This is a genomic window from Euzebya tangerina, from assembly GCF_003074135.1.
In the GTDB taxonomy this organism is placed as follows: domain Bacteria; phylum Actinomycetota; class Nitriliruptoria; order Euzebyales; family Euzebyaceae; genus Euzebya; species Euzebya tangerina.
The window spans coordinates 574077-597645 of the sequence record NZ_PPDK01000001.1; the positions used below are offsets into that span (position 1 = coordinate 574077).

Sequence of the window (23569 nt, forward strand, 5' to 3'; positions counted from 1 at the left end):
GGGCCTCGGAACCGGGATGGACTTCCCGACCCACGTCGCAGACGAATCGGCACGATTCGAGGCGGTCTTGCGTGACGCCGTGCCGACCACCGCAGTGCCGACGTGCCCCGACTGGACCGCAGCCGATCTGCTGTGGCACCTGACCGAGGTCCAGCTGTTCTGGGGTGCGATCGTGCGGGACCGCCTCGACGATCCCCAGGCCGCCGAACGCGCCAAGCCCGGCCGGCCGAGTGACCCGGACGAGCTGGCCAACCTCTTCTCCACCGCATCGGCGACCCTGGTGGAGGTGCTGTCGACGACGCCGGCGGCGACACCGATGTGGATGTGGAACGCCGACGGTCGGCACGCCGGCTACATCGCTCGCCGGCAGGCGCACGAGGCCCTGATCCATCGAGTGGACGCCGAGATGACCGTTGGGCGGCCCTCACCGCTCGATCCGGAACTCGCAACGGACGGGATCGATGAGGTGCTGTCGATCATGTACGGCCCCGCTGACTGGGGGACCGTCCTGCCGTCCGGTCCCACCGGCCAGATCCTCACGACGGACACAGAAACCAGCTGGACCTTCCGAGTTGCGCAGTTCCGCGGCACCGACCCAGATTCGGGCAAGACCTACTTCGAGCCGGTCGTCGAGTTGCTCGATGGGCGGTCTGCACCGTCATCGATCGACTTCACGGTTCGTGGAACGGCCGGTCAGCTGGATACGGCGCTGTGGAATCGGGCGCCGCTGGCCGACCTCGACGTGCGCGGCGACAACGCCGCCTTCACCGCCCTGGCCGACGTGATCGGGCAGGGCATCGACTAGCGGTGCGTCTACCTCTCATCGCCCGTGCAAGTCTCACGTCAGGGGCGGTCGGCGACCCAGCCGGCGATCCGCCGGCCCGCCTCGGCGATGACGTCGGGAGACTCCGAGACGCTGAACCGCATCCACCGGTGACCCTGCTCGGGGTCGAAGTCGATGCCCGGCGTCGCGGCCACGCCGATGTCGTGGAGCCACGCCGTCGACAGCTGTCGAGAATCGTCGGTCAGATCGCTCACGTCGACCCAGAGGTAGAACGCGCCGTCCGTCGGTGCCATCCGGTCCAGGCCGCACGCCTCCAGCGACGCCCGGAGCGTTGCGATGTTGGCGGAGTAGCGCGCGACGTTCGACTCCAACTCCTCCCGACAGTCGAAAGCGGCGATGCCGGCGACCTGCGACAGGGCCGGCGGGCAGATGAACAGGTTCTGGCTGAGGCGTTCGGTCGCGACACGCAGATCGGCCGGAACCACGTTCCAGCCCAGCCGCCAGCCGGTCATCGAGAAGTACTTGCTGAAGCTCTGCACCACGATCGCGCGGTCCGTGTGGGCCAGCGCCGTGGGGGCGTCGTGGGCCGTGGTGATGCCGTGGTAGATCTCGTCGGAGATCATCCGGACGTCGTTCCTGTCGCACCAACTGCCGACCGTCGCCATCTCCTCCGCCGTCATCGTCGTCCCGGTGGGGTTGGACGGGGAGGCAACGACCACACCGTCAAGCGGTCCCGCGGCCTCCAGGGCGTCCGCCGCTGCGACCCAACGGGTGGTCTCGTCGACCCGAATGGGGACGACCTCCAGGCCCAGGGCATCCAGGATGTTGCGGTAGGCGGCGTAGCCGGGGAACGTCATCGCCACGCGGTCGCCGACGTCGAAGGCGGCCAGAAGGGCAATCACGAACCCGCCGGACGCGCCCACCGTTGCGACGACCCGATCGGGGTCGACGTCCACGCCGTACTGCTCGGCGTAGAAGGCGGCGATCCGCCCACGCAACTCCGGGATGCCGGTGGCACCCGTGTACCCCAGTCTCTCGGTCTCCAGGGCTCGAGCGGCTGACGTGAGCACGCCCGAGGGGGCCGGAGTCATCGGCTGGCCGACCTCGAGGTGCAGGACGTCCCCTCCGGCGGCCTCGCGCTCCTCGGCCGCCCGCATCACCTCCATCACGACGAAGGGGGAGACACCGCCGCGGTCTGATGGGCCCATGGTCGGCAACGCTACCTGGCCATCGGGCCGACAACGCCTACGGGCCGGAGCGGAGCAGACGCCAGATCCCGACGGCGGGACCGTGGCCGGGGAGGGTGAGGAGTCCGGCCACAAGGTCAGGTTCCCCGCCAGAGTCAGGTTCCCCACCAGGGAGGTCAGGTTCCCCACCAGAGTCAGGTTCCCCACCAGAGTCAGGTTCCCCACCAGGGAGGCCAGGTTCACCGGCGAGCAGGTCGACCAGCCCGGAGGTGTCCAGGTCGGCGGCCCGGACGGAGACCGGTGAGACCGCGGCGCGGCGCAGGTGGACCAGGACGCGCTCGTCGGGGTGCTCCCGCAGGAAGGTCACCGAGTCCGCCGTCGCGTCCAGCGGTCGGAACCCGCCGTGCAGCAGCGCCGGGCTTGCTCGCCGGACGGCCAGCGCCTGCCGGTAGGTCTCGACCAACGACGGGTCCGGCTCCTGACCGCCATCAGTGGACTGGTCCCAGGGCATGGGCACCCGCGACTCCTCGCCGTCCCAGCCCTGCAGGCCCCACTCGTCACCGGCGAAGACCACCGGGACCCCGGGCAGCGTGACCAGGCACCACACCGCGAGCCGATGCACCTCCGGGTCGCCGGTCAGGGTCGCCGTGCGCATGGTGTCGTGTGAGGCGAGTTGGTTCCACTGGCGGGTGGCCACGGACCAGGGGATGGCCCCGAGGAAGGCTCGCAGACCGGCCAGCATCTCGACCCCGCCGTGGGGATCCAGCCAGGGCATGCTCTGCTCCGGCCCGAAGGCCTCCGTGCCGGTGACCGGGTGGGTCAGGTCCTCCGCCCGCAACCAGCCCCACACCGGCCCGGCGAACCCGGCGTAGTTCATCGCCGCATCCCACCCGTCGCCCTGCAGCGATGACGACGCGTCGTAGCCGTGTTCAGCTACGACGACGGCGTCCGGATCCGCGGCGCGAACGGTCGCCTGCAACCCCCGTGCCACGTCCGCGTTGTGATCAGCGGCACCAAACCGACCGGTCTGGTTGGCAACGTCGACCCGCCAGCCGTGGAAGCCGTCCGGTCCGATCCACCGGGCCGCCACCGATCCGGGACCGTCCCACAGGCGCTGACGCAGCGCAGCCGAGCCGTGGTCGAGCTTCGGCAGCGACGGCACCCCGAACCAGCGGGCGAAGCCGTCCGGATGTGCCTCGGCAGCGGTGTCCCGGACGTAGTAGTCGGCTTCCTCACTGGTGGGATCGGTCACGGCGGCGGCGAACCACTCGTGCGCGCTGCCCGTGTGGTTGGCCGTCAGGTCGCCGATCAGTCGGACGCCGGCCGCGTCGCAGGCTCGTCGCAGTCGTCGCAGCGCGTCATCCCCGCCGAGGAGCGGATCGACGGTGTCGAAGGAGGCTGCGTCGTAGCGGTGGTTCGACTCCGCCGGGAAGATCGGGGTCAGCCAGATGGTGTCGACGCCGAGTCCGGTGATGTGGTCCAGGTGGTCCGCAATCCCATCCAGGTCGCCGCCGAAGAGCTGCTGGGACCGGCCGGGCTGCTCTCGCTCGACCGGGTCTCCCCACGTGGCGGGAATCGCCCACTCCGGCCAGGAGCGGTGCGCCGCGAGGGCTGAGCGAGCGAAGCGATCCGGGAAGACCTGGTACACCGCCGCCTCGGCCGTCCAGGCTGCGGGTGGCGCGTGAGTGCTGATGACGAAGTCGGTGGCGTCGGTCGGGGTGTGACCCACCTCACCGATCGCCGTCACCCACGTGGTCCGACGACGACCACCCCGTGGGCGCCGCAGCTGCCAGCGGTAGCGCACGACCGGGTTGTGGACGGGCAGGTCGGCAGACCACCACGCCGTGTGCCCCTGCGACCGGTGAGGATCCTCGGTCGCTCTGACGACGGACCCCTCACCGTCGTGGGTGTAGCGCAGCAGGACCTCGGCCACGGCAGCCGACCGCGGCACGGTCAGCCAGACGGTGAGCCTGTCCCCGAGCTGGGGTGACCCCTCCGGCACGTACATCGGCGAGCCGTCGTGGTGTGGTTCCACCACGACGGTCCGCCCACCCGTCGACCGAGGAGCCACGCCGTCAGCCCATCACCCGGTCAGCCCTTCACCGAGCCCTGGGTGAGCCCACTGACGATGTACTTCTGCAGGAACATGAACAGGAACACGGTGGGGATCGAGCCGATCACGGCACCGGCGCTGAACGGGCCCCAACGCGCGCCATAGCGGTCGTCGATGTAGCGGAACAGCCCGATCGAGAGGGTCCACGAGTCGGAGTTCTGGCTCAGCACGGCGTTGGCGATGACGAAGTCGTTCAGGATCGCCACGAATGCCAACAGCCCGACGACGGCCAGGATCGGCGCGGCCAACGGCATGATGATCCTCGAGTACACCTGCCAGTGGGTTGCCCCGTCGACCAGCGCCGACTCGTCGAGGTCCTTGGGGATGGTGTCGAAGAACCCCTTGATGAGCCAGGTGTTCACACCCATCGCCCCGCCCAGGTAGACCAGGATGAGGCCGGCGATCGTGCCGGTCCCGATGGCAGGAGCGACGTCCCCGATGGCGATCATCATGAGGAAGATCGCCACGAAGGCCAACAGCTGCGGGAACATCTGCACCAGCAGCAGGGACAGCAGTCCCGTCCGGCGACCCCGAAAGCGCAGCCGCGAGAAGGCGTAGGCGGCCAGCGCCGCCAGCAGTACGGTGCCGAGCGCCCCGGTGCCCGCGACGATCAGCGAGTTCCGGAACCACAACCAGAAGTCGGTCGCGAAGAGGGCTCGGAAGTTCTCCAGCGTCGGTTCGGCGGGGATGAGCTGCTGCCCGGCCAGGGTCCCGGTCGGGTTGACCGAGGCGGACAGCACCCAGGCGACGGGGAAGAGTGCGAACAGCAGCGCCACGACCCCGACGAGGTGTCGCCAACCGATGTCTTGGAACCAGCGGGTCATGCGATCTCCTCCAGTGCCTGGGTGTAGCGGAAGCTGTAGGCCGAGATGCCGGCGACCATGATGAAGATGAGGACCGCGATGGCGGCGGCGAAGCCGTAGTCGGCGCCTCGTCCGGACTCGAAGGCGATCCGGTAGACGTAGCTGACGAGGATGTCGGTGTGGCCGGCTGGCGTCTGGGCGCCCTGGATCGGCGGCCCACCTCGTGTCACCAGGTAGACGGTGTTGAAGTTGTTGAAGTTGAAGGCGAACGAGGCGATCAGCAGCGGGGCGACGGTGATCATCAGGTTGGGCAGCGTGATCCTGGAGAACTTCTGCCACACCCCTGCCCCGTCGACGGAGGCCGCCTCGAGCATGTCACTCGGGATCGCTTGCAGCGCCCCGGTCGTGACGAGGAACATGTAGGGGAACCCGAGCCACAGGTTGACGAGCAGGATCGAGATCTTGGCCAGCCACGGATCCGTGAGCCACGGCAGGTCCGCGCCGAGCAGCCCGTTGACGGCCCCGAACTCGGTGTTCAGCAGGCCGGTCCACACCAGGGCGGTGAGGAACGAGGGCAGGGCGTAGGGGATGACCAGCAGCGAGCGGTAGAGCCGGCGGCTGCGCATCCGCGGCTCGTTCAGCGCGAGCGCGAGCCCGAGCCCGAGGACGAAGGTCAGGAAGACCGACCCGATGGCGAAGGCGTAGTTCCAGATGAAGACCCGGATGAACGGGCCGCGGATCAGCGGGGACGTGAAGGCGCGGGTGAAGTTCTCCGTCCCCTTGATGGCCACCCAGCCGGGCGTCAGCACATCACCATCGTCGGAGACGAAGTTGCCTTCGACGGGCCGGTACTCAACGCCGGTGACCGTGTCGGTCACCAGGTCTTGCTCCTCGTCGTAGACCCGGGTGCTCTCGGCGCGAGCGGCCGTGGTCAGCGACTGCAGTTGGATCGCGCCGTCGTCGGTCGGGACTCGGAGCTCCTGCAGTTCGGACGCGAACTCCTGCGCGTCCACCAGGCTGAGGCGCTCGAAGGCGCCGACAGCAGTCACCTGCTCACCCTCGGTCGTGACATCGCCCAGGTCGTCGAGCGGTGTCAACTCCTCCGACGTGCCGAACAGCTGCTCGCCGTCGGGGTCGGTGAGCAGCAGGGCCAGTGCACCGGTCTCATCGGCGAAGGCGGTGCTGTCGTAGCGAATGGCATCGGGGGGGACCCGTGTGGCCTGCGCCTGGAGCTGCTCGATGGCCGTGGGCTTGTCCAGGACGTTGCCGGTCCCGAAGTTGGTGAAGGCGATGTAGCCGGTGTAGAGCACCGGGTAGATCTGGAAGACCAGCAGGAAGATGGTGCCGGGGACGATGAACTTGGCCGGGATCCGACCGGGCCGCGTGAACAGCCAGACCAGACCCACGGTGGCCAACCACATGGCCCCGAGCGCCAGCCACGCGCGCTCGTCGACCAGCCGCGCGGTGAAGACGACGGCGTTGTAGACGACCAGTCCGAGCAGGCTGATGCGGAGCAGGACGACCAGGGGGGACCCGCCGCCGGTGATCCGCTCCAACCAGCTGGGATCGGACCCGTCGCCGGACCCCCGGCCGGGGGAGCGCGATGCTCCCCCGGCGGGGTCGACCTTGGTGTCGGTTGTCGACATGTCGAGGAGCTCCTCGATCGTCAGCGGTGGCCGATCAACCTTCCGCGATGAGGTTGCGGATCTGGGCGGCAGCGGCCTCGAAGTTCTCCGTCGGCGTACCTTCCTGGTCGTAGATCAGCTCGTAGGCGTCGGTCCAGGCCGTCCAGACCGACCCCATCTCGGGGATGGCGGGCAGCGGCTGACCGTTCTGGCCGGCTTCACCGAACCCTTGGACGTCGGGGTCGTCGGAGACCTGCTCGAACGCGGACAGCAGTGCCGGCGGGCGACCGCCGTTCTCGAAGAGCGCGAGCTGGACCTCCTCGGTCCCGATGAAGTCCTGGACGAATGTCTGGGCCAGCAGGCCCTGCTCGGAGAAGGAGGAGATCATCAGACCCTGGACACCGACGAACGGAGCGGGTGTGCCGCCGTCCACGGGGGGAATCGGGGTGATCTCGTAGTTGACGCCCTGGGCGCGGAACCCGGGCGGGTCCTCCTGGCTGACCGCCCAGGGGCCGGTGATGGCGAAGGCGGCGTTGCCGGAGGCGAAGGACTCGACCATCACGTCGTAGGTGACGGACGGATTGATGAGGCCGGACTCGACCCACTCGCCGAACTTCTGAGCCGACTCGAGGGCCTCGGGGGAGTCGATGCCGAGCTCGTCCGGGTTGTAGGTCCCGTCGTCGTTGATGCCGAACACGCTGGCGCCGGTGGAGGTGAAGAGCGGGTAGTTGTGGAAGGGGTCGGCGGGGTCGGCCTGCAGCGCGAGACCGATCTCGACCTCACCGCTCTCCTGCAGCTCGAGCGCGGTCTGCTCCAACTCCTCGAAGGTGGCGGGCACCTCCGGCACCAGGTCGGTGTTGCGGACCAGTGCGATGTTCTCGATCGCGTAGGGAACGCCGTAGAGCTGACCCTCGTAGGTCATGGCCTCGATGGCCACGTCGGCGTAGTCGTCGGGGTTGGCCAGGTCGACGGGAGCAACGAGGCCGTTGGTGACCAGCTGGCCAAGCCAGTCGTGGGCGCCGACGATGATGTCCGGGCCCTCACCAGCCGGCCCGGCGGTGGAGAACTGGTCGCGGATCTCGTCGAAGGCGAGCTCCTGCAGGGCGACGGTGATGCCGTTCTCCTCACCGAACTGGTCGACGAAGGGCTGGAGGGCATCCACGCGGGTGTCGTCGGCCCAGATGACAAGGTCGGCGTCGGCGCGGACGACGGCCTCGGTGGCCTCCTCCTCAGGAGCGGCCTCCTCCTCAGCGGCCTCCGCTTCGGTGGCCTCTGCCTCGGTCGCCTCCTCGTCCATCGCCTCGCCGTCGGCTTCGGCGTCCTCGGTCCCCTCGTCCTCGGCGGCCGACTCCTCGGTGGCCTCAGCCCCGGTGTCGGCGTCGTCGGTGCTGTCCTCTGTGTCTCCCCCACTGCAGGCGCCCGCGAACAACGCGAGGACCAACAGCAGGGCGGCGAGTGTGCGCGTGCGCATCGTAGTGGCTCGTCTCCTAGGTGGTTGTGAGTAGTACGTCGGCGCACCATAACCCAAGAAAGAACAAACGTAAACAAGAACTGCAAGAAATTTCAGGTTAGACTGCACTGTATGCGACCCAGGCTGAAGGATGTTGCAGCGCTTGCGGATGTGAGCACTGCGACGGTGAGCCGTGTCGTCAACGACCGCCCGGGAGTCAGTGACACGGTCCGGGACCGGGTGACCGATGCCCTCCGCCAACTGCGCTGGGAGCCATCCGGCATCAAGGGCGGACGACAGGCACGATCGGTCGGACTGCTGTTCCCCGAGTTGACCAACCCCATCTTCCCGATCTTCGCACAGGGCATCGAGTGGCGTCTGGGGCTTGGCGGGATGATCACCGTCCTGTGCACGTCCTCACCCGACGGGGTCAACGAGCAGGAGCACGTGGACGAACTGCTCGACATGGGCATCGCGGCGCTGGTGTTCGTCGCCGGGAGTCACGCCGACAACTCCGCGGATCACGGGATGTACACCTCGATCGTCGAGCGGGGTGTCCCGACCATCGTCGTCAACGGTCGAGCTGACGGGCTCGAGCACGTCGCCAGCGTCACCTGTGACGACGTCGAGTCCGGCCGGATGGCGACCGAGCACCTGACTCGGCTGGGGCACCGCCGCGTCGGCCTGGCGGCGGGTCGGCTCGACTACGTCGCGGGGCGAAACCGCCGCGCAGGCTGGGAGCGGGCGCTGGAGCAGGCCGACGTGACGGTGGATGGTCGGACCCCGGTGCATGAGGACTCCTACACCGTCGATGGGGGTCGGCGGGCGGGAGAGGCGCTCCTCGATCAGGGCGTGACCGGCGTCGTGTGTGCCTCCGACGTCATCGCCATCGGTGTGATGGAGGCCGCCCAGGCTCGAGGTCTGCGAATCCCCGAGGACATCTCCGTGGTCGGGTATGACGACAGCATGCTGATGCGTTACCTGAACCCTCCACTGACCACGGTGCGACAGCCGATCGACGCGATGTGCAGCGCGATCGCGCGGCTGTGCACGGACGCCACCGAGGGCCGTGACCTGGCCACGCAAGAGTTTGCGTACCTGCCCGAGTTGATCGCCCGCAGTTCGACCGGCCCGGTGCAAGCGGTGGTCAGCTGAGGTACTTCCCGGCGAGGCGCACGACGGTGTTCCTGGTGCGGACGGTGCAGGGTCCGATGATGGCATCGAGCGCCGTGAGGTCGAGCGAACTGGTCGAGATGCCGCTCTGAGGTAGCCAGTGGAGGTGACGACCGTCTGGGACGAGCAGCTCCCCGGCAGGTGTCAGCTCGGCAAGCCGGTCGTGGTGATCCTCGCGGATCGGAGACGTCAGGAACATGACCTGTGGCTTGCCCTCGGGACTGCCGCCACGCCCCTGGAACGGCGTCGCGGCCGACAGCTCGCGCACCTCGGCAGCGGGACGGACGAACGCCGGGACCTCATACCCCAGCGAGCCCTCTAGCCCCTCCTCCAGTGCCGCGACGACGTCCTCCTCGTCACGGACATCCGAGCCGAAGACCACGTTGCCGCTGGCCAGGAACGTCCGGACGTCACGCATCCCGCAGGCCCCGACGGCCTCGGCCAGCTGCTGGTTGGTCAACCGACGACCACCCACGTTGAGCGCCCGCAGGAACGCAACCCAGGTGGTCATGTCGAGAGGGTAGGGCCTCGGTCAACGCTTGGCGGGTTTCGATCCCAGGGGCGGCGGGTTGCAGCCGCCGTCGTCGTCACTCACCGGCTGCGCGAGCCGCCACCCACTCGTCCAGGTCCATGACCTGTCCCGCAGGCTCTGAGGCGTCGACGTCGACGACGTAGTCGATGTCGAAGAGTCGGAGATCATCGATGTCGACCAGGTCCGCGTCGCCGATCTTGCCGAGGTAGGCGCAGTCGGCACGAACGCACACCGCCAGCGTCTCGGCCCAGGCGTCGGTGGCGACGACCCGTGCCCCGTCGAGTTGGGTGTGCTCGGCCGCGATCGCATCCAGCTCCTGATGGTCGCCGAGGCGTGTGAGCATGGCCTGACCCGACCCGAGCCACGACGTCGCGATCACGCCGGTCAGGAGTGTCATCGTCAGCGCGCGACGTCGTCGTTCTGCGTCCGCGGGAACCAGGCTGGCGCCGAAGGTCGCCACCAGGGTGAGCGCGATCATCGTGAACCAGAGATAGCGCTCGATGACCAGGACGACCGCATAGCCGGCCGTCGTGCCGGCGGCGAGCAGGACCACGGAGACGAGCACCGGGGGGAGCCGTCTCCACGCCAACAGGACGGTGGCGGCAGCGAGCACCAGCGCGACGGGAACGCGTCTGCCCAGGCTGCCGAGGGCGACGCGGACGCTGTCGACCAATCGCTCGGGGCGGGTGCGCTGCTCTGCGGGCAGGTCCAGGTCCCCCGGCGGCGCCCACCGCGTGGCGTCGATGGTCTCCGTTGGGTCGTCCCACGCGCTGCGGGCGTCGTCGAACGGGAGCGGGTATAGGCCGGCATAGAGCAGGGGGTTCCCTCGTGAGCCGACCAGGTCATCGTTGAACCCGACGGCCGTGGAGAAGGTGGGACGGTCGTAGGTGGCGGACAGGACGCCGATCCATGGTCCGGCGACGACGGCCAGGCCGACGAGGGCGGCCAGGAGACGTCGGACGGCCGTCGTCCGGCGGGTCACGGCGGCCACGAGCAGCACGAGGATCAGATGGCCGGTGATGAGCGGCAACGCCGCCGCCTTGCACAGGTAGGCGATGCCGCCCAGTGCGCCCGCCGCGGCCAACCGTCGCGCTGATGCCTGCATCGGGTCCCCCAGGGCCAGGCAGTAGGCCAGCAACGCGGCGATGAGGAGCGTCTCCGGGTAAGCCCCGAAGCTCGCGCTCCAGACCGCGACCGGTGCCACCGCCAGCGTGCCCGCGCCCGCCCAGGCCGGTCGCAGGCCAGCCCGGTCCAGCAGTCGACGACTGATGACGACGACCAGGACGGCTGCCAGGCCGAGGACGACGCGGACGGCCACGAGTGGCTCGACGCCGATCCGGAGGACCGGAACGAGCAGCCAGGAGTACAGCGGACCCCAGTAGCCGCTGACGGCATCGTCGAAGGCTCCGGCGGCCCACTGGTCGGCCAGTGACAGGTATGCCGCACCGTCCGGGTTGAGGTACTCACCGGCGACGAGGCCGGCCGCGATGAGGGCTGCGAGTGTGACGAGCGGGGCCGTGCCCGGCGCCGCAACGACCCCTACCACACCGCCCCGAGGCACCACTGACCATCCCGCCGGTTGCGGTGCAGGGCCGAGCCGGCGATGCTCTGTGCTCAAGATCGCCACGCTAGGGGTGTTCCGTCAGGGTCGCAAAGGACCCTGCCGGACAGCGTCGGCCAGACCCGGGAGAGCACCGTCTGGCGTCACCGTTGGGCCTCCCACGCGTCGGAGTGCCCCTCCACTACGTTCAAATCCTTCCCCATCACAAGGATTCATCCATGCGCCAGCACCTGGCCCCCGTCCGCAGCCGCATCGTGGACATGGGGTCCCGCCGTCCCCGTGTTGTCATCGCATCGCGTCAGGGTCGCGCCGGTCTCGAGCGACACGGTCTGTCCGACCTCGAGGCCGTTGCCGACCTGCGGTTCCTCAGCGCCGAGTCGACGATCCCGACCGAGGAGGCGATCTTCGGCCTCCGCGACGCGGAGATCGTGGCCGTCACACCACTGGTGTCCCCCGACTGGAACGACCGGCTGCTCGGTGCGCTTCCGAACTTGCGGGCGATCAGCCTCCACGCCACGGGTTATGACTTCATCGACATCGCCCGGCTGTCCGAGTACGACGTCAAGCTCACCGTTCTGGGGGAGTACTCCACACGCGCCGTCGCCGAACACACCATCGGGATGCTCCTGGCGTTGGCGCGCCGGATCCACTTGGCCAACGATCGGTCCCGCGGGCTGGTCGCCCACGAGGTCAGTCTTCGCGGCTTCGAGTTGGCCGGCCGGACACTCGGCGTCATCGGACTCGGACGAATCGGCTCCGTCGTCGCCCGCCTGGCCCTGGCCTTCGACATGGAGGTGGTGGCCACGGACCGGCACGAGCGGACCGTCGACGGGGTCACCATGGTCGACTTCGACGAGCTGCTCTCCCGATCGCACTGCGTCGCCATCACGGCGTCGATGGACCATGACGCCCAGCCGATCATCGGTCGAGCCGAGCTGTCGCGGCTGCCGAAGGGCGCGGTCGTCGTGAACACCAGCCGGTCCGGCCTGGTCGACACCGAGGCCATCGCGGGCGCTCTGCGGTCGCGGCACCTGCGTGGGTACGCCGTGGACGATGCCATCTTCGACCCCCTCGAGCACGGCGACCTGCTCAGGGAAGGGCGTGTCATGCAGACGGGTCACAGCGCCTGGTGGGCGGACGAAGCCCTGGATCGCGGGTCGCGCCACTGGGTCGAGAGTCTGTGCGCACTCGCGGAGGGTCGTCCTGTCCCGGTCATCGACGGCCGGCCCAGGTCTGCGGCCAGCAACACCGCCTGACGCGTGCGAGAGTCCTGACGCGGGCGAGGTCAGTCGGTCGGGTGCGGTGAGCCGTTGGCGACGAAGACCTCGATGGCATCCACGGTCCGCTGGGCTGCACGTCCGTCCCACAGCGCTGGTCGCCGCGGCTCGCCTGGGTTCTTCAGACGGGCCTCGATGACGGCGCGGACGACGGTTGGACGTGTTCCCGCGATCTGGTTGGTGCCGTCGGTCACCGTGATCGGCCGCTCCGTGCTCGGCCGAACGGTGACGCAGGGCACGCCGAGAGCGGTGGTCTCCTCCTGGATTCCGCCGGAGTCCGTCACCACGATCGTCGCGGCCGCCTGCAGCGCGAGGGAGTCGAGGTAGCCGACGGGCTCGAGCACCGTGAGTCGCGACACGGTCGACACCAGCGCGCTGTTCGGCGGCTGTGCAGCGACGATGGCCCGCACCCGCGGGTGCATCGGGAACACCACATCGCGACCTGCGGCCGCGTCGGCTACGGCCGCTAGCAGGTCGGCGAGGTGAGCCGGGTCATCGACGTTGGCCGGCCGGTGCATGGTCAACAGGACGAAGCCATCTGCCAATCCCAGGTCGGCCACCACGGGTCGGCGGACGGCCCGGTCGCGCTGCTGCAGCAGCGTGTCGATCATGACGTTGCCGACCAGATGGATCCGTGAGGCCGCCATCCCCTCGGCCCGCAGGTTATCCACCGCATCGGCCGACGGTGCGAACAGCAGGCTGGACAGGCGGTCCGTCACGACGCGATTGACCTCCTCCGGCATGGCCCAGTCCCGGCTGCGCAGGCCGGCTTCCACATGACCGACCGGGATGGTCAGCTTCGCGGCCGTCAGCGCTGCCGCCACCGTGGAGTTGACGTCGCCCACGACGATCAGCACATCCGGCGACTCGGCTCTGAGGAGCGGGTCGAGCGCGAGCATGACGCCGGCCGTCTGCGCTGCGTGGCTTCCCGATCCCACGACCAGGTGGTGGTCGGGCTCAGCGATGCCCAGCTCGTCGAAGAAGACCTCGCTCATGGCATCGTCGTAGTGCTGACCGGTGTGGACCAGCGACGCCGCGTGCTCGCGCTCACGCAGCGCCCGGAGGACCGGTGCGACCTTCATGAAGTTCGGACGTGCTCCGGCGACGACCATCGTCGACAGCCGCGACGCGGGCACTCGCCGGCTCATGGCTGGCGCACGTGGTCGAGCGCCCTGGTCACCGTCGCGCGGGTCACGCCGACGGCCACTGCGGCCTGGCTGAGCACGACACGCGCGGACAGCCCCGCACCGCCGCTCCGCCAGGCCGTGCGGAGCATGCGTGCCCGGTCGGATGCCGACATGCGACGAGCGTCGGCAGCATCGTCGTCGAGTGCGGCGGCGGCACGGCCGAACCGCTGGTGCTGCCGCCAGAAGCCACGCAGATCGAGCTGATGGGCATGCCGGACGACGGCGTCGGGGCACCGCACGATCGCTCCACCGGCTGCGACGAACGCGGCTGCCAGTGCGCGGTCCTCTCCCGCGGGTCCGTCGAACGCCTCGTCGAAGCCGCCGATGTCGACCAGTCGCTGTCGCGCGGCGGCTGCATTGTTCGATGTGACGAAGTTGGTTGCCACCTCCGCTGATTCGGCGATGAGCTCACTGGCTGCAGACCAGTCGTTGTCCGCGAGGACGTTGATGCAGCGACCTCCGAGGAGCGCATCCGGATGGGCGGCCGCACACCGGTCGAGGGCCATCAACCAGCCGGGGGCTGGCGCACAGTCATCATCGGTGAAGGCGATCCAGGTACCCCGACTGGCGCGCAGCCCGGTGTTCCTCGCCGCCGCGGGCCCTCGATTGACCTGCTGCTCCAGTCGAAGGTCGAGCAGCCCGGCGAACTCCAGGATGCGGTCGGCGTAGGGCTGTTCGCTGCCATCGTCGACGACGATGACCTCGAAGGACCCAGGTGCGGGATCCAGCCGGGTGAGCGCATCCAGCAGTCGGCAGATCTGCGCGGGACGATCCTTGGTCGGGACGACGACGGACCACCGGATGGGAGCGGCGGCGCTCAAGCCCGCCATCCGTCGGGACGGTCATCCGGGTCGATGCCGAAGAGCCGGCAGGGGGTGTACCACCCGATCTGCTCCAGGAGCGCGTCGTCCTGCACCGCGACACGGAGGTGATGCCAGGCCACGAGCGGATGGGTGAGGGGCGCGTCGGAGCCGAACACCAGCTTCTCGCCGACCTTCTCGGCCGCGTAGGTGAGGAACGCCGCCAGCCACACGCCGGAGGTGTCGAGGTACACCCGCTCGTGGCGGCGCGCGACCGTGACGGCCTGCACGAGTTCGTGGTCACCGGCCGGGAAGGCGCCGAGGTGTGCGATGATCACAGGCCCGGTGGTCCGCGACACGACCTCGGACTCGATCCACTCGGCGGTCACGTGGATGCCGCCGTGGACGATGATCGGGAGGCCGAGCTCGTTGATCCGGTTGAACGTCGCATCGTCGGGCAGACCGTCGAGGTGGGGCAGCAGCTTGACGCCGGCGAAGCGGGACAGGTCGCCGACATCGGGCCGTCGGATGCTGAGCTTGCCGCGCAGCTTGCGGCGGAGCTGCCAGAGCTGGTGTGTCGTCCACGGGATCTCCCCGCCCAGTCGGGCCACGGGGAGGACCGCCCCACCGGTACCGGCAGCCCAGTCAGCCAACGCCTCGTTCGCCCGGAGGTAGGAGTCACGCAACGGCGGGAAGACACACGATCGGGCCACCCCGCCGGAGGCGATGATGGTCTCCCACTCCGAGGGCTGCATGTTGGGGTAGAAGAGCTCACCGGTGTCGCTCGGACCGACGTGGACGTGGACGTCGAACAGCGGCGTGGCCGGTGGTGCCAGGTCGGGACGGAGGACGGTGACGGCTGGCGGCTCAGACATGGCTCGTCTCCCACCGTTTCGCCGCAGCACGGTAGACCTCCTCGTACCGCGGGATCTCACGTCTCCAGGACCGTTCGAGCTGCTCTGGCCGGCTACGGGGCAGGGGGTCGTCGACGGCGGCGGCGATGGCGGCGGCCAGCCCCTCGGTGGTCGGCGGGCAGAACCGGACAGCGGGATTGTCGCCCAGCAACTCGCGGAGTGCAGGAAGGTCGGTGGAGAGGACGGGAACGCCGCACGCCAGTGCCTCGAGCGGCTTCAGCGGCGTCGTGTCCTGGGCCACGGCTGCGTGGCGACGCGGCACGACGAACAGGTCGAGGTCTGCCAGCAGCTCCGGCATCTGGTGGTAGGGCACGAATCCGGGTAGCGAGAGCCACGACTCCGCAGAAAGGTCACGACGCAGCTGCTCGATGGCTGGCCACTCTCGTCCCGTTCCGGCCAGGACGACGTCGGGACGTGATGCCTCCGGCAGTCGCGACCGGGCCAGGTCGAGCGCCCGCACCAGACCATCGAGTGCCTCGATCGGCTCGAAGCGGGTGGCGTACCCGATCCGCAACCGGCCGGCATCGGGTGCGGTCGCCGGCGGACGGAAGCGGGTGACGTCCACGGAGTTGCGCACGACGTGGACCTGGCTGATGCCCTGGCCACGGATGCGGCGGGCCAACCCCTGGGAGATGGTGACCACGGCATCGGCTTCCTGACAGCGGCGGTACTCGAGCTGGTTGTACCGAGGGCCGCGCACCGACCGGAACCAGGGATGACGCCGATCCAGGTCGTAGTCGCCGTTGAAGCAGCGGACCTCATAGACCCAGGGGACCTCCAGTTCGGCGGCAGCATCGCGTGCAGCGGCCCCGATGACGTGGGGATGGTGGGCGTGGATGACGTCTGGCCGCCACGTCCGTCCCAGCGTCACGAGATCGTCGACCATGCTCCGGTGTGCGTGTGGCGCCAGGCCGATCCCGGGTCGCTCGATGACCAGCGCCTCACCGATCGGGATCTGCTCCGGACCCCACGCAGCCGTCCTGAACTGCGGGTCGACCGCGTCGGTGAATGGTGGGAAGGGCCCGACGGCGACACGGGTGTCGTAGCCGAGGTGGCGGCTCTGCGCGTCGACCAGACCCGAGGTTCGGACGGTGTATCCGTCGATGGCCGGCCAGCCGTAGTTGACGACGTGCAGGACCCTCATCGGTGCATCACCTCGCCGAAGGTGACCCGGTCGTCGGCCTCATCGACCCAAGGACAGCGGCGGTGGGAGATCACCAGCGTCACCCTACGTCGACACCACTCCATCAGCGCAGCCTGCACTCGAGCCTCGCTCGGCATGTCCAAGGCCGACGTCGCTTCGTCGAAGATGACGAACCCCGGGTTCCGGACCCAGGCCCTGGCCACCCCCACGAGTTGGGCCTGCCCGGAGGAGAGCCCGGTCCCGTTCGGTCCGATCAGCGGCGCAGCGAGGTCCAGCGGGTCACCGTCGAGCAGCCCGAAGAGGTCCTCGAGCGCCGCGAGGTCCAGCCGGTCCGTGGGGCGGAACAGATTGTCCAGGATGGATCCCTCCATCAGCGTCGGCCGGGATCCGATGTAGAGGCAGTCGGGACGCTGCCCTGGCTCGAGGCCGGTTCCATCGACGACCACCTGACCCGAACCTGGCTGCAGGATGCCGGCGAGCACCAGAGCCAGCGTGCTCTTGCCTGCGCCGCTGGCCCCGGTCATGGTCGTCACCGAGTCGGACCGCACCGTCAGTGACGCGTCCTGCAGGACGTCGTGCGTTCCGTCGTAGGAGAAGCTCAGCCCCACGCCCTCGACACGATCCTGGGGGCGCCGCACCAGGCCGTCATCGAGCCGAACAGGGTCGGCGTCCCAGTAGGCCAGCAGCCGACGCCCCGCCTTGGCGGTCTCGGCCGCACGATAGGAGAACTCACCCAACTGCTGCACGGCGACCAGCAACTGCGAGACGACGTAGAGGACGACGATGAGCTCGGCCACACCCAGCCCACCGCCGGAGAGTTCGGCAGCCCCGACCACGATCGTGATGAGGAAGGCAACACCGTTCAGGCCGAGCAGCGACGCCCGAAGGGTTGCGGTGATCCGCTCCTGCGCCAGGCTGACGTCGACGTAGGTGTGGTGTGCGCGGAGGAAGGTGTCGACGAAGCGTTCGCCCAACCCCAACTGTCGCGCCAGGATGACACGCTCGACCTCCACCACCTCGCGGGCGCGCTGGGACAGGTCCGCAAGAGCCGCGAATCGATCTCCCGCGAGATCCAGGTGGCGACGCACCGACCGGGCCATGACCGTGCCGATGACCAGGGCCGCAAGCGCGAGGACCGCCAGGAGGGGAGGGCTCAACACAGCGGTGACGACCACCGATGCCGCCATCCAGGCGCCGATGACCACGGTGCTCGCCACCAGGTCGACCCCGAACCGATAGGCGAAGTCGACGTCGGTCATCAGGATCTCTCTTAGTGCGGCCATGGGCACCGCCATGAGATCCTCGGCCGGAGCGCCGTTGATGCGCCGGGCCAGCCGGTCGACGGCACGCTGTCGACAGGCGAAGACGATGCGCTGCTGGGTGAGGTGCCGCTGCCGTGCAGCCGCGAAGGACCCGACCGCGGCCACCGCGGCGATGCCGACCCACGCCCACGCCACGCCCGGAGCCCCGTCCGTCGCTCGACCGATGAGCACACGTGCGGAGAGTGCGACGACGATCCCGGCACCGACCTCGGCCGCAGTCAGCGCGACGATGGTCCCGATCGCGCGACGAGCCTGCGGGACCTCCTCACGCAGTGCCAGCAGGATGATTCGCAGGTCCCCCAGGCTCGGTCTGCCGCGCAGCACCTCTTCGATGGTGATCGCTCGGCGTGAGGTGCGGTTCACAGTTGCTCAGCCCAGTGATCATCGGTCGTGTAGCCCCAGTGCCGACAAGCGCTCAGCACCTCGGGAGCCCGTCGGACGACCTCCCGCATTCGCTCCCGGTGGGACGCTGCGGCCCATCTGCCGGTCGGGGGCGGCTGGAGCGGACGCACACCGCCCAGGGCGCCGACGTCGATGGCAGGCAGCTCGGTCGAGGCACGGGCTCGCTCGTGGAACCGCTCGAAGGGGATGGAGAGCGACCAGCCGAGCTCGGCACCGAGCCGAGCCTCGACGTCCGAGGGCTGGCCGGTGAGCTCTTCGTACGACACGACCACGACGTCGGGGTCCGCCTCGATCGCGCGGATACGCCGATGCACGTCCTGCCAACGCTCGATCTCGCAGTAGTAGCCCCGGCTGGGCGGGTAGCCCTTGTGGGTGGACGTGAGCACCTCACGCGGGTCCCGCACGGTGACGAGGAACACGGCCCGGCCCGGGTTGCGGGTGTACCAGCAGCGGACATCGTCGACGGCGGTGATGTCAGCTGGGCGCTTGGTCAACAACCAGCGGTGGTTGCGGTTGGCGAACTGCGCAGCCCACCGCGCCTCCACCTCACCGACGAAGGAGCAGACGTCGTGGACGCAGGCGTCCACCACCAGCTGCAGCAGCGTGGATCCCGAGCGCGGAAAGCCACAGATGACGAGATGGGCGTCGAGGGGGGTGGTCCCGGGCAGGCCGCGATCGACGGCGGCGCGGAGCAGTCGCTTGGCCACCCGTCGGTGGACTGGTGTGGGGGGCGCCACCCCGACCGGTCCCGCGTCCGTCGCCCGTAGATCACCCGGCCACTCACCCATCTAGTGGTCTCCAACGACCCGCGACGCCAGCCTCCGCTGACCGGCGAGGCGTGGCGGTGGGCAGCGGCATCGGCGAGGCGCTGATCATGCGGACCAGTAGGTTACCGTCCGCCATGGCCGCTCCCCGACCCACCCCGATCAACGACGCTGCCGCCCCTGCGCCGGCCCTGATCTCTCCCGACCGGACCGGTGCCGTGGCTCGTGCGGTGTCCGGCGTCGTCCGCGTGACCGATGATGTGCTCGTCAGGGCGACGGGCCGCCGTCCCCTCGCCTCAGCGTTGATCGATCGGACCCTGTGGGGTCCGCTCCAACGGGGCGAGCCCGTGATCCGGCCCGCCCGGCCGCTGCTCGGGCTGTCGTTCGACTGCGACTACCAGGAGGACACCGATGCGCTCCCGCTGCTCGGGGAGGTGCTGGCCGAGGTCGGCGTCACCGCGAGCATCTGCGCCATCGGCAAGCTCGTGGAGCGCGACCCGAATCCGTATGGTGCGCTGGTGGCCGCTGGCCACGAGTTGGTGAACCACACCCACACGCACCCGGACAATCCGGTGCTGAACCCCGACCGGGAGTTCTGGGATCTCTCGGAGGCCGAGATGGCCGAGGAGATCGGCACGGCCCAGGACGCCTTCGAACGGCAGGTGGGAATCCGTCCGACGGGCTTCCGCTCGCCGCACTTCAAGGACGCACACCGCATGCTCGCCGCGATCGAGCGGTTCGAGGAGATGGCGTATCTGAGCACGGTGCTGCAGGGCAAGACCCCCAGCGGTCTGCCCTACCGACCGGCACGTGACGCTGCCGTCCTGTCTGACCGCTCACACTTCGTCAGCTCACCGGACCCCGCAGGCAACTCCCGACTGGTCCAGCTGCCGCTCACACCATGTCCGGACCACCGGTGGTCGCCGCTGTGCTCCTACCACACGATCCGTCGTCCGCGGCTTGACGCCACCGGGCAGGGCATGCATCCGGCCGAGCAGTTCCCGCAGCTGTGGGAGCGGATGCTCGACCGGGCCGCGTCCGACCGCTACGCACTCGTCTACTTCGACCCCAAGGACGTGGCCGGATCCGCCGAGGCCGCCAGCGTGTTCGGCGAGATGCTCCGCATTGCCGTCGCAGCGGGTTGGCAGGTCACGACGATGGCTGCCGTGGCAGACCTCTGGCCTCTGCCGTGACCACCAACCGCGTCCTGCACGTGGTGGAGAGCTGGCCCCCGGTCCCCTCGGGCTACGCCCGGCGCAGTCACGCGCTGGTCGCTGCGCAGTCCCGCCAGGCGGCCATCGATCCCGCTGTCCTCGTGACCTCCCGTCAGTGGGTCTACACCGACGACGTGACCAGCACGCCGGACCACGACCTCGTCGTCTGCCGGTCGTCGCCGAGCGAAGATCGGTGGCGTCGCATCCGGCCCTTCCACGTCGATGTCGCGCGACTACGAGACGAGGTCGTGTCGGCAGCCAGGGCTCACGATGCGACGATCGTGCACGTGCACTGGTCCAGTGGGATCGGTCGGGCCGCAGCCATGGCAGCGACGAGGCTGGGGCTGCCCCTGGTGGCCGAGGTGCGCTTCGACCTCGCCGGCGCTGTCGTGGCCCAGGGAGCGGTGACGCCGGAGGTCATCGAGTCCGCCCTTCGACGCCGCTTCGAGTCCCACCTCGACGACGCGGCGGTGGTGATCGCTGCCTCGCATCCGACCGCCGAACTCGTGCGACGGACCACAGGCCTCGCCGTCGAGGTCGTGGAGAACGCGGTCGAACCGGGGGGCTTCGAGGCCCCCGACGGGGCGGGCGCTGCAGAGCGCCAGGACCTCGGCATACGGCCTGAGCGGGTCGTTGTCGGCTCCACCGCCAAGCAGTTGCGCTACGAGGGCCTGGATCTGCTGCTCAGCGCTGCCGCGGCCTGCGAGTCCCCGCCGGTCGTCCTGTTGATCGGCACCGGTCCGGAGGCGTCTCGCCTGCGCCGGGAAGCGGCGACGACCGGCATCGACGTCCGGCTCACGGGTGCGGTGCCGGCCGCCAGGATTCCGGGTCTGCTTGCTGCCATGGATCTCTTCGTGGCCCCTCGACGCGACACGTCCATCACGCGCTGGGCCAGCCCCCTCAAGGTCCTCGAGGCCATGGACGCCGGCGTGGCCGTCGTCGGCAGTGCGGTCGGCGACATTCCGCGCCTCCTCGCAGGTGGACGGGGGTTCATCGTGGCAGCTGGTGCCGTGCACGAGCTAACGGCCGTGCTCGACGAGGCGATGACGCGACCCGACCTGCGTCAGGGTCGTGCGACCGCCGCCCAGGCCTGGATTCGTCAGCAGGGTGACTGGGACGCCGCCGCCGCCCGATACGCCGAGATCTACCGCACGGTGCCGCGCGTCCAGCGTTGATGTCCTCGCCGGCTCCGAACACCGGTCGGCAGATTCAGATTGGCACGACGGGGTAAGGCCAGGTGTGTGCCGACGCCATCGCCCGCCGTAGTTGACACACCAGCACCGCCCGATCGACGACCCCGCATCGCAGTCGTCATGCCGGCCCATCGCGCCGGACCAGAACTCGACATGTGCCTGGCACACCTGCACGCGCTCGACCCCGCGCCCGATGAGATCCGCATCGCGGTCGATGGTGCCAACTCCGCCGTCGTCCACGCCGCGGCCCGGGTCACCAACCGGATTGTGACGCTCCCGCAGCAGTCAGGACCTGCCGCGGCACGCAACCTGGCCGCGTCCGGGTCGAGCGCCGACGTGCTGCTGTTCGTCGACGCAGACGTGGCGGTCCCACGCGATCTCGTCGCCCGTGTCGCCGCGGCGTTCTCCGACGATCCCACGCTGGATGCCCTGGTGGGGAGCTACGACGCCGCACCGACCGCTCCCAACCTGCTCTCCCAGTACAAGAACCTGCAGCACCACTACACCCACCAGCACGCGTCTGAGGATGCCCAGACGTTCTGGGGTGCGTGTGGGGCCATCCGTCGCCAGATCTTCGAGTCCCTCGACGGCTTCGACGCCGAGCGCTACCGGCATCCTTCCGTGGAGGACATCGAGCTCGGCTACCGGCTCCACGCGGCCGGGGGGCGCATCCGGCTGGACCCCTCCATCCAGGTCACGCACCTCAAGACCTGGCGGGCGTGGGACCTCCTCCGCACCGAGGTGCTGCGGCGGGCGATCCCGTGGAGTCGGCTCATGCTGGAACGAGGTGAGCTCCAGTCCGACCTCGGCGTCGGAGCGGCAGGCCGTGCCAGGGTGGGCGCCGCCTGGGTGCTGACACTCAGCGCTCCGGCCGCGCTCCGCTCACGCCAAGCACGCCGCATCGCGGCCGCGGCCGTGCTGGCCCTGGTGGGGCTGGACTGGCAGCTGGCCCGATTCCTCTCCGCTCACCTCTCGCCGACCAGGCTCGCCGCCAGCCTGGCGTGGCACTGGTTCGCCCATCTCTACAGCGGAGTCGGGTTTGCCTGGGCGGTGGGCGAACGCCTGTGGGGAGCAACCCAATCGACGTCCGGACGCCGCAGTGGGTGAGTCCGCGGACCGTCGTCCGGCGAGGCTCGAGGAGTCCGTGATCGTCGACCGACGCACAGACCGACCTCCGGTGCAGGCACCCGACGTGTCGGTCATCATCCCGACGCGAAACCGGCCGCAGTGGCTGGGACGATGCCTGACCGCACTGGCTGACGCGACGGCGCCCTCCACGAGCGTGGAGGTCATCGTGGTCGACGACGCGGGCGAGCACCCCCTGGCCCCCGTGCTCGATCGGGTGAGCGACGGGTTGGACATCACGCTCCTGCGCCGGCCCTCCAGCGGAGGTGCATCGCTGGCATGCAACACGGGGGCATCGTTTGCCCGAGGCGAGGTCCTGGCATTCACCAGTGCCGACTGTGCACCACAACGCGGGTGGGTCGAGGCCCTCAATCTTGCGGCCACCCAGTACCCGGGCAGCCTGATCGCCGGTCGGACGGAGACGGCGAAGACGGCCCACCGGTGGGTCCTGGTGAGCGACGCCATCACCCAACACCTGCAGCGCTGGTCGGCCGTCCACAACGTCCCACCGTTTGCTCCGATCCACAACATGGCCCTTCCCCGCCGACGGTTCGAGGCGATCGGCGGCTTCGCCGGGACCGCTGACACGCCCCGCGGCGAGGACCGCGACCTGGTGGCGCGGTGGGCCGAGAAGGGCTGGGAGACTGCCGTCGCCGAGCAGGCACTGGTGGTCCACGACCGGGACCTCTCCTACCGCGACTTCCTTCGGCAACACCATCGATATGGCCGTGCGAGCTTCCACTTCTCCGAACAGCTTCGACGGCGCCAGCAGGACCCCCGACTCTTCAAGGGCATCTGGTTCTACCTGGTGATGCTCTACCGTGCGTATCGGGCCGCCGGATGGCTGGGACTGCCGGCCGTCGCCGTGGCCCAGATCGCCACCGCGGTCGGCTACCTGCGGGAGCGTGTCTCGCAACGGACCTGACCGGCCACGATGGCCTCCGCTGTGGCAAGGTCCCGCGCCGATAGGGTCGTGTGGACGTCCTTCCCGTGGGACCG

Annotated in this window: 20 protein-coding genes; 7 read left to right on the forward strand and 13 right to left on the reverse strand. The window is 69.4% G+C overall.

All coding sequences use genetic code 11. The features are described 5' to 3' along the window. Nucleotides 1-16: 16 nt before the first annotated feature. Nucleotides 17-805 carry a maleylpyruvate isomerase family mycothiol-dependent enzyme gene (locus C1746_RS02745; protein WP_116713166.1) on the forward strand — a complete coding sequence of 263 codons (789 nt, stop codon included), beginning with the start codon at nucleotides 17-19 and terminating at the stop codon, nucleotides 803-805. 38 nt (nucleotides 806-843) lie between these two features. Here the strand turns inward: C1746_RS02745 and C1746_RS02750 are convergent, their stop codons facing one another. Genes C1746_RS02750 through C1746_RS02770 form a run of 5 tightly spaced genes read right to left on the reverse strand, consistent with a single transcriptional unit; the run spans nucleotide 844 to nucleotide 7983 of the window. Next, nucleotides 844-1992, reverse strand: coding sequence for a pyridoxal phosphate-dependent aminotransferase (locus tag C1746_RS02750; RefSeq protein ID WP_116713167.1), 1149 nt, complete (start codon nucleotides 1990-1992; stop codon nucleotides 844-846). A 37-nt stretch (nucleotides 1993-2029) separates the two neighbouring features. After that, the gene (locus C1746_RS02755; RefSeq protein ID WP_162867301.1) at nucleotides 2030-4006 is read right to left on the reverse strand and encodes a glycoside hydrolase family 13 protein; all 1977 of its coding nucleotides are present in this window, start codon (nucleotides 4004-4006) and stop codon (nucleotides 2030-2032) included. Nucleotides 4007-4062: 56 nt separating this feature from the next. Then, the gene (locus C1746_RS02760; RefSeq protein WP_116713169.1) at nucleotides 4063-4908 is read right to left on the reverse strand and encodes a sugar ABC transporter permease; all 846 of its coding nucleotides are present in this window, start codon (nucleotides 4906-4908) and stop codon (nucleotides 4063-4065) included. Continuing rightward, nucleotides 4905-6533: an ABC transporter permease subunit gene (locus tag C1746_RS02765; RefSeq protein ID WP_116713170.1), complete on the reverse strand. Its 1629-nt coding sequence runs from the start codon at nucleotides 6531-6533 to the stop codon at nucleotides 4905-4907. Before C1746_RS02765 ends, C1746_RS02760 begins: the two co-directional genes overlap by 4 nt. A gap of 34 nt (nucleotides 6534-6567) precedes the next feature. Further along, nucleotides 6568-7983, reverse strand: a complete 1416-nt coding sequence (locus tag C1746_RS02770) for a sugar ABC transporter substrate-binding protein (RefSeq protein ID WP_116713171.1) — start codon at nucleotides 7981-7983, stop codon at nucleotides 6568-6570. A 111-nt stretch (nucleotides 7984-8094) separates the two neighbouring features. Between C1746_RS02770 and C1746_RS02775 the strand changes: the two genes are divergently transcribed. Then, entirely contained in the window at nucleotides 8095-9117 is a 1023-nt protein-coding gene (locus tag C1746_RS02775) for a LacI family DNA-binding transcriptional regulator (protein ID WP_116713172.1), read from the forward strand. Here C1746_RS02775 and C1746_RS02780 read toward each other — a convergent pair. After that, nucleotides 9110-9646, reverse strand: a complete 537-nt coding sequence (locus C1746_RS02780; RefSeq protein WP_116713173.1) for a DUF1697 domain-containing protein — start codon at nucleotides 9644-9646, stop codon at nucleotides 9110-9112. The two genes, C1746_RS02775 and C1746_RS02780, sit on opposite strands and share 8 nt — an antisense overlap. Nucleotides 9647-9722: 76 nt before the next feature. Then, nucleotides 9723-11213, reverse strand: coding sequence for a glycosyltransferase family 39 protein (locus C1746_RS02785; protein ID WP_162867302.1), 1491 nt, complete (start codon nucleotides 11211-11213; stop codon nucleotides 9723-9725). A 233-nt stretch (nucleotides 11214-11446) separates the two neighbouring features. Here C1746_RS02785 and C1746_RS02790 point away from each other — a divergent pair, with 233 nt between their 5' ends. Continuing rightward, nucleotides 11447-12484 (forward strand): NAD(P)-dependent oxidoreductase, encoded by a 1038-nt coding sequence (locus C1746_RS02790; RefSeq protein WP_116713175.1) that lies wholly within the window; start codon nucleotides 11447-11449, stop codon nucleotides 12482-12484. Between the two features lie 29 nt (nucleotides 12485-12513). Here the strand turns inward: C1746_RS02790 and wecB are convergent, their stop codons facing one another. Genes wecB through C1746_RS02820 form a run of 6 tightly spaced genes read right to left on the reverse strand, consistent with a single transcriptional unit; the run spans nucleotide 12514 to nucleotide 19062 of the window. Further along, entirely contained in the window at nucleotides 12514-13653 is a 1140-nt protein-coding gene (gene wecB, locus C1746_RS02795) for a non-hydrolyzing UDP-N-acetylglucosamine 2-epimerase (RefSeq protein WP_116713176.1), read from the reverse strand. Further along, nucleotides 13650-14513, reverse strand: a complete 864-nt coding sequence (locus tag C1746_RS02800; protein WP_162867303.1) for a glycosyltransferase — start codon at nucleotides 14511-14513, stop codon at nucleotides 13650-13652. Before C1746_RS02800 ends, wecB begins: the two co-directional genes overlap by 4 nt. Next, entirely contained in the window at nucleotides 14510-15367 is an 858-nt protein-coding gene (locus C1746_RS02805; protein ID WP_116713178.1) for an amidohydrolase family protein, read from the reverse strand. The genes C1746_RS02800 and C1746_RS02805 overlap by 4 nt, the downstream gene beginning before the upstream one ends. Continuing rightward, on the reverse strand, nucleotides 15360-16550 hold the full coding sequence (locus C1746_RS02810; protein ID WP_116713179.1) for a glycosyltransferase: 1191 nt from the start codon (nucleotides 16548-16550) through the stop codon (nucleotides 15360-15362). The genes C1746_RS02805 and C1746_RS02810 overlap by 8 nt, the downstream gene beginning before the upstream one ends. Further along, nucleotides 16547-18235, reverse strand: coding sequence for an ATP-binding cassette domain-containing protein (locus tag C1746_RS02815; RefSeq protein WP_116713180.1), 1689 nt, complete (start codon nucleotides 18233-18235; stop codon nucleotides 16547-16549). The genes C1746_RS02810 and C1746_RS02815 overlap by 4 nt, the downstream gene beginning before the upstream one ends. Further along, nucleotides 18232-19062 (reverse strand): sulfotransferase family protein, encoded by an 831-nt coding sequence (locus C1746_RS02820; RefSeq protein ID WP_116713181.1) that lies wholly within the window; start codon nucleotides 19060-19062, stop codon nucleotides 18232-18234. Before C1746_RS02820 ends, C1746_RS02815 begins: the two co-directional genes overlap by 4 nt. 113 nt (nucleotides 19063-19175) lie before the next feature. Between C1746_RS02820 and C1746_RS02825 the strand changes: the two genes are divergently transcribed. From C1746_RS02825 to C1746_RS02840, 4 genes are all read left to right on the forward strand, one after another. Next, nucleotides 19176-20231, forward strand: coding sequence for a polysaccharide deacetylase family protein (locus C1746_RS02825; protein WP_205711668.1), 1056 nt, complete (start codon nucleotides 19176-19178; stop codon nucleotides 20229-20231). Beyond that, entirely contained in the window at nucleotides 20228-21427 is a 1200-nt protein-coding gene (locus tag C1746_RS02830) for a glycosyltransferase family 4 protein (RefSeq protein WP_162867305.1), read from the forward strand. The genes C1746_RS02825 and C1746_RS02830 overlap by 4 nt, the downstream gene beginning before the upstream one ends. Nucleotides 21428-21493: 66 nt before the next feature. After that, a complete protein-coding gene (locus C1746_RS02835; protein ID WP_276309947.1) occupies nucleotides 21494-22552 on the forward strand; it encodes a glycosyltransferase family 2 protein in 1059 nt (352 codons plus the stop codon). A gap of 37 nt (nucleotides 22553-22589) precedes the next feature. Continuing rightward, nucleotides 22590-23495, forward strand: coding sequence for a glycosyltransferase family 2 protein (locus C1746_RS02840; RefSeq protein WP_162867306.1), 906 nt, complete (start codon nucleotides 22590-22592; stop codon nucleotides 23493-23495). The last annotated feature ends 74 nt before the right edge of the window (nucleotides 23496-23569 follow it).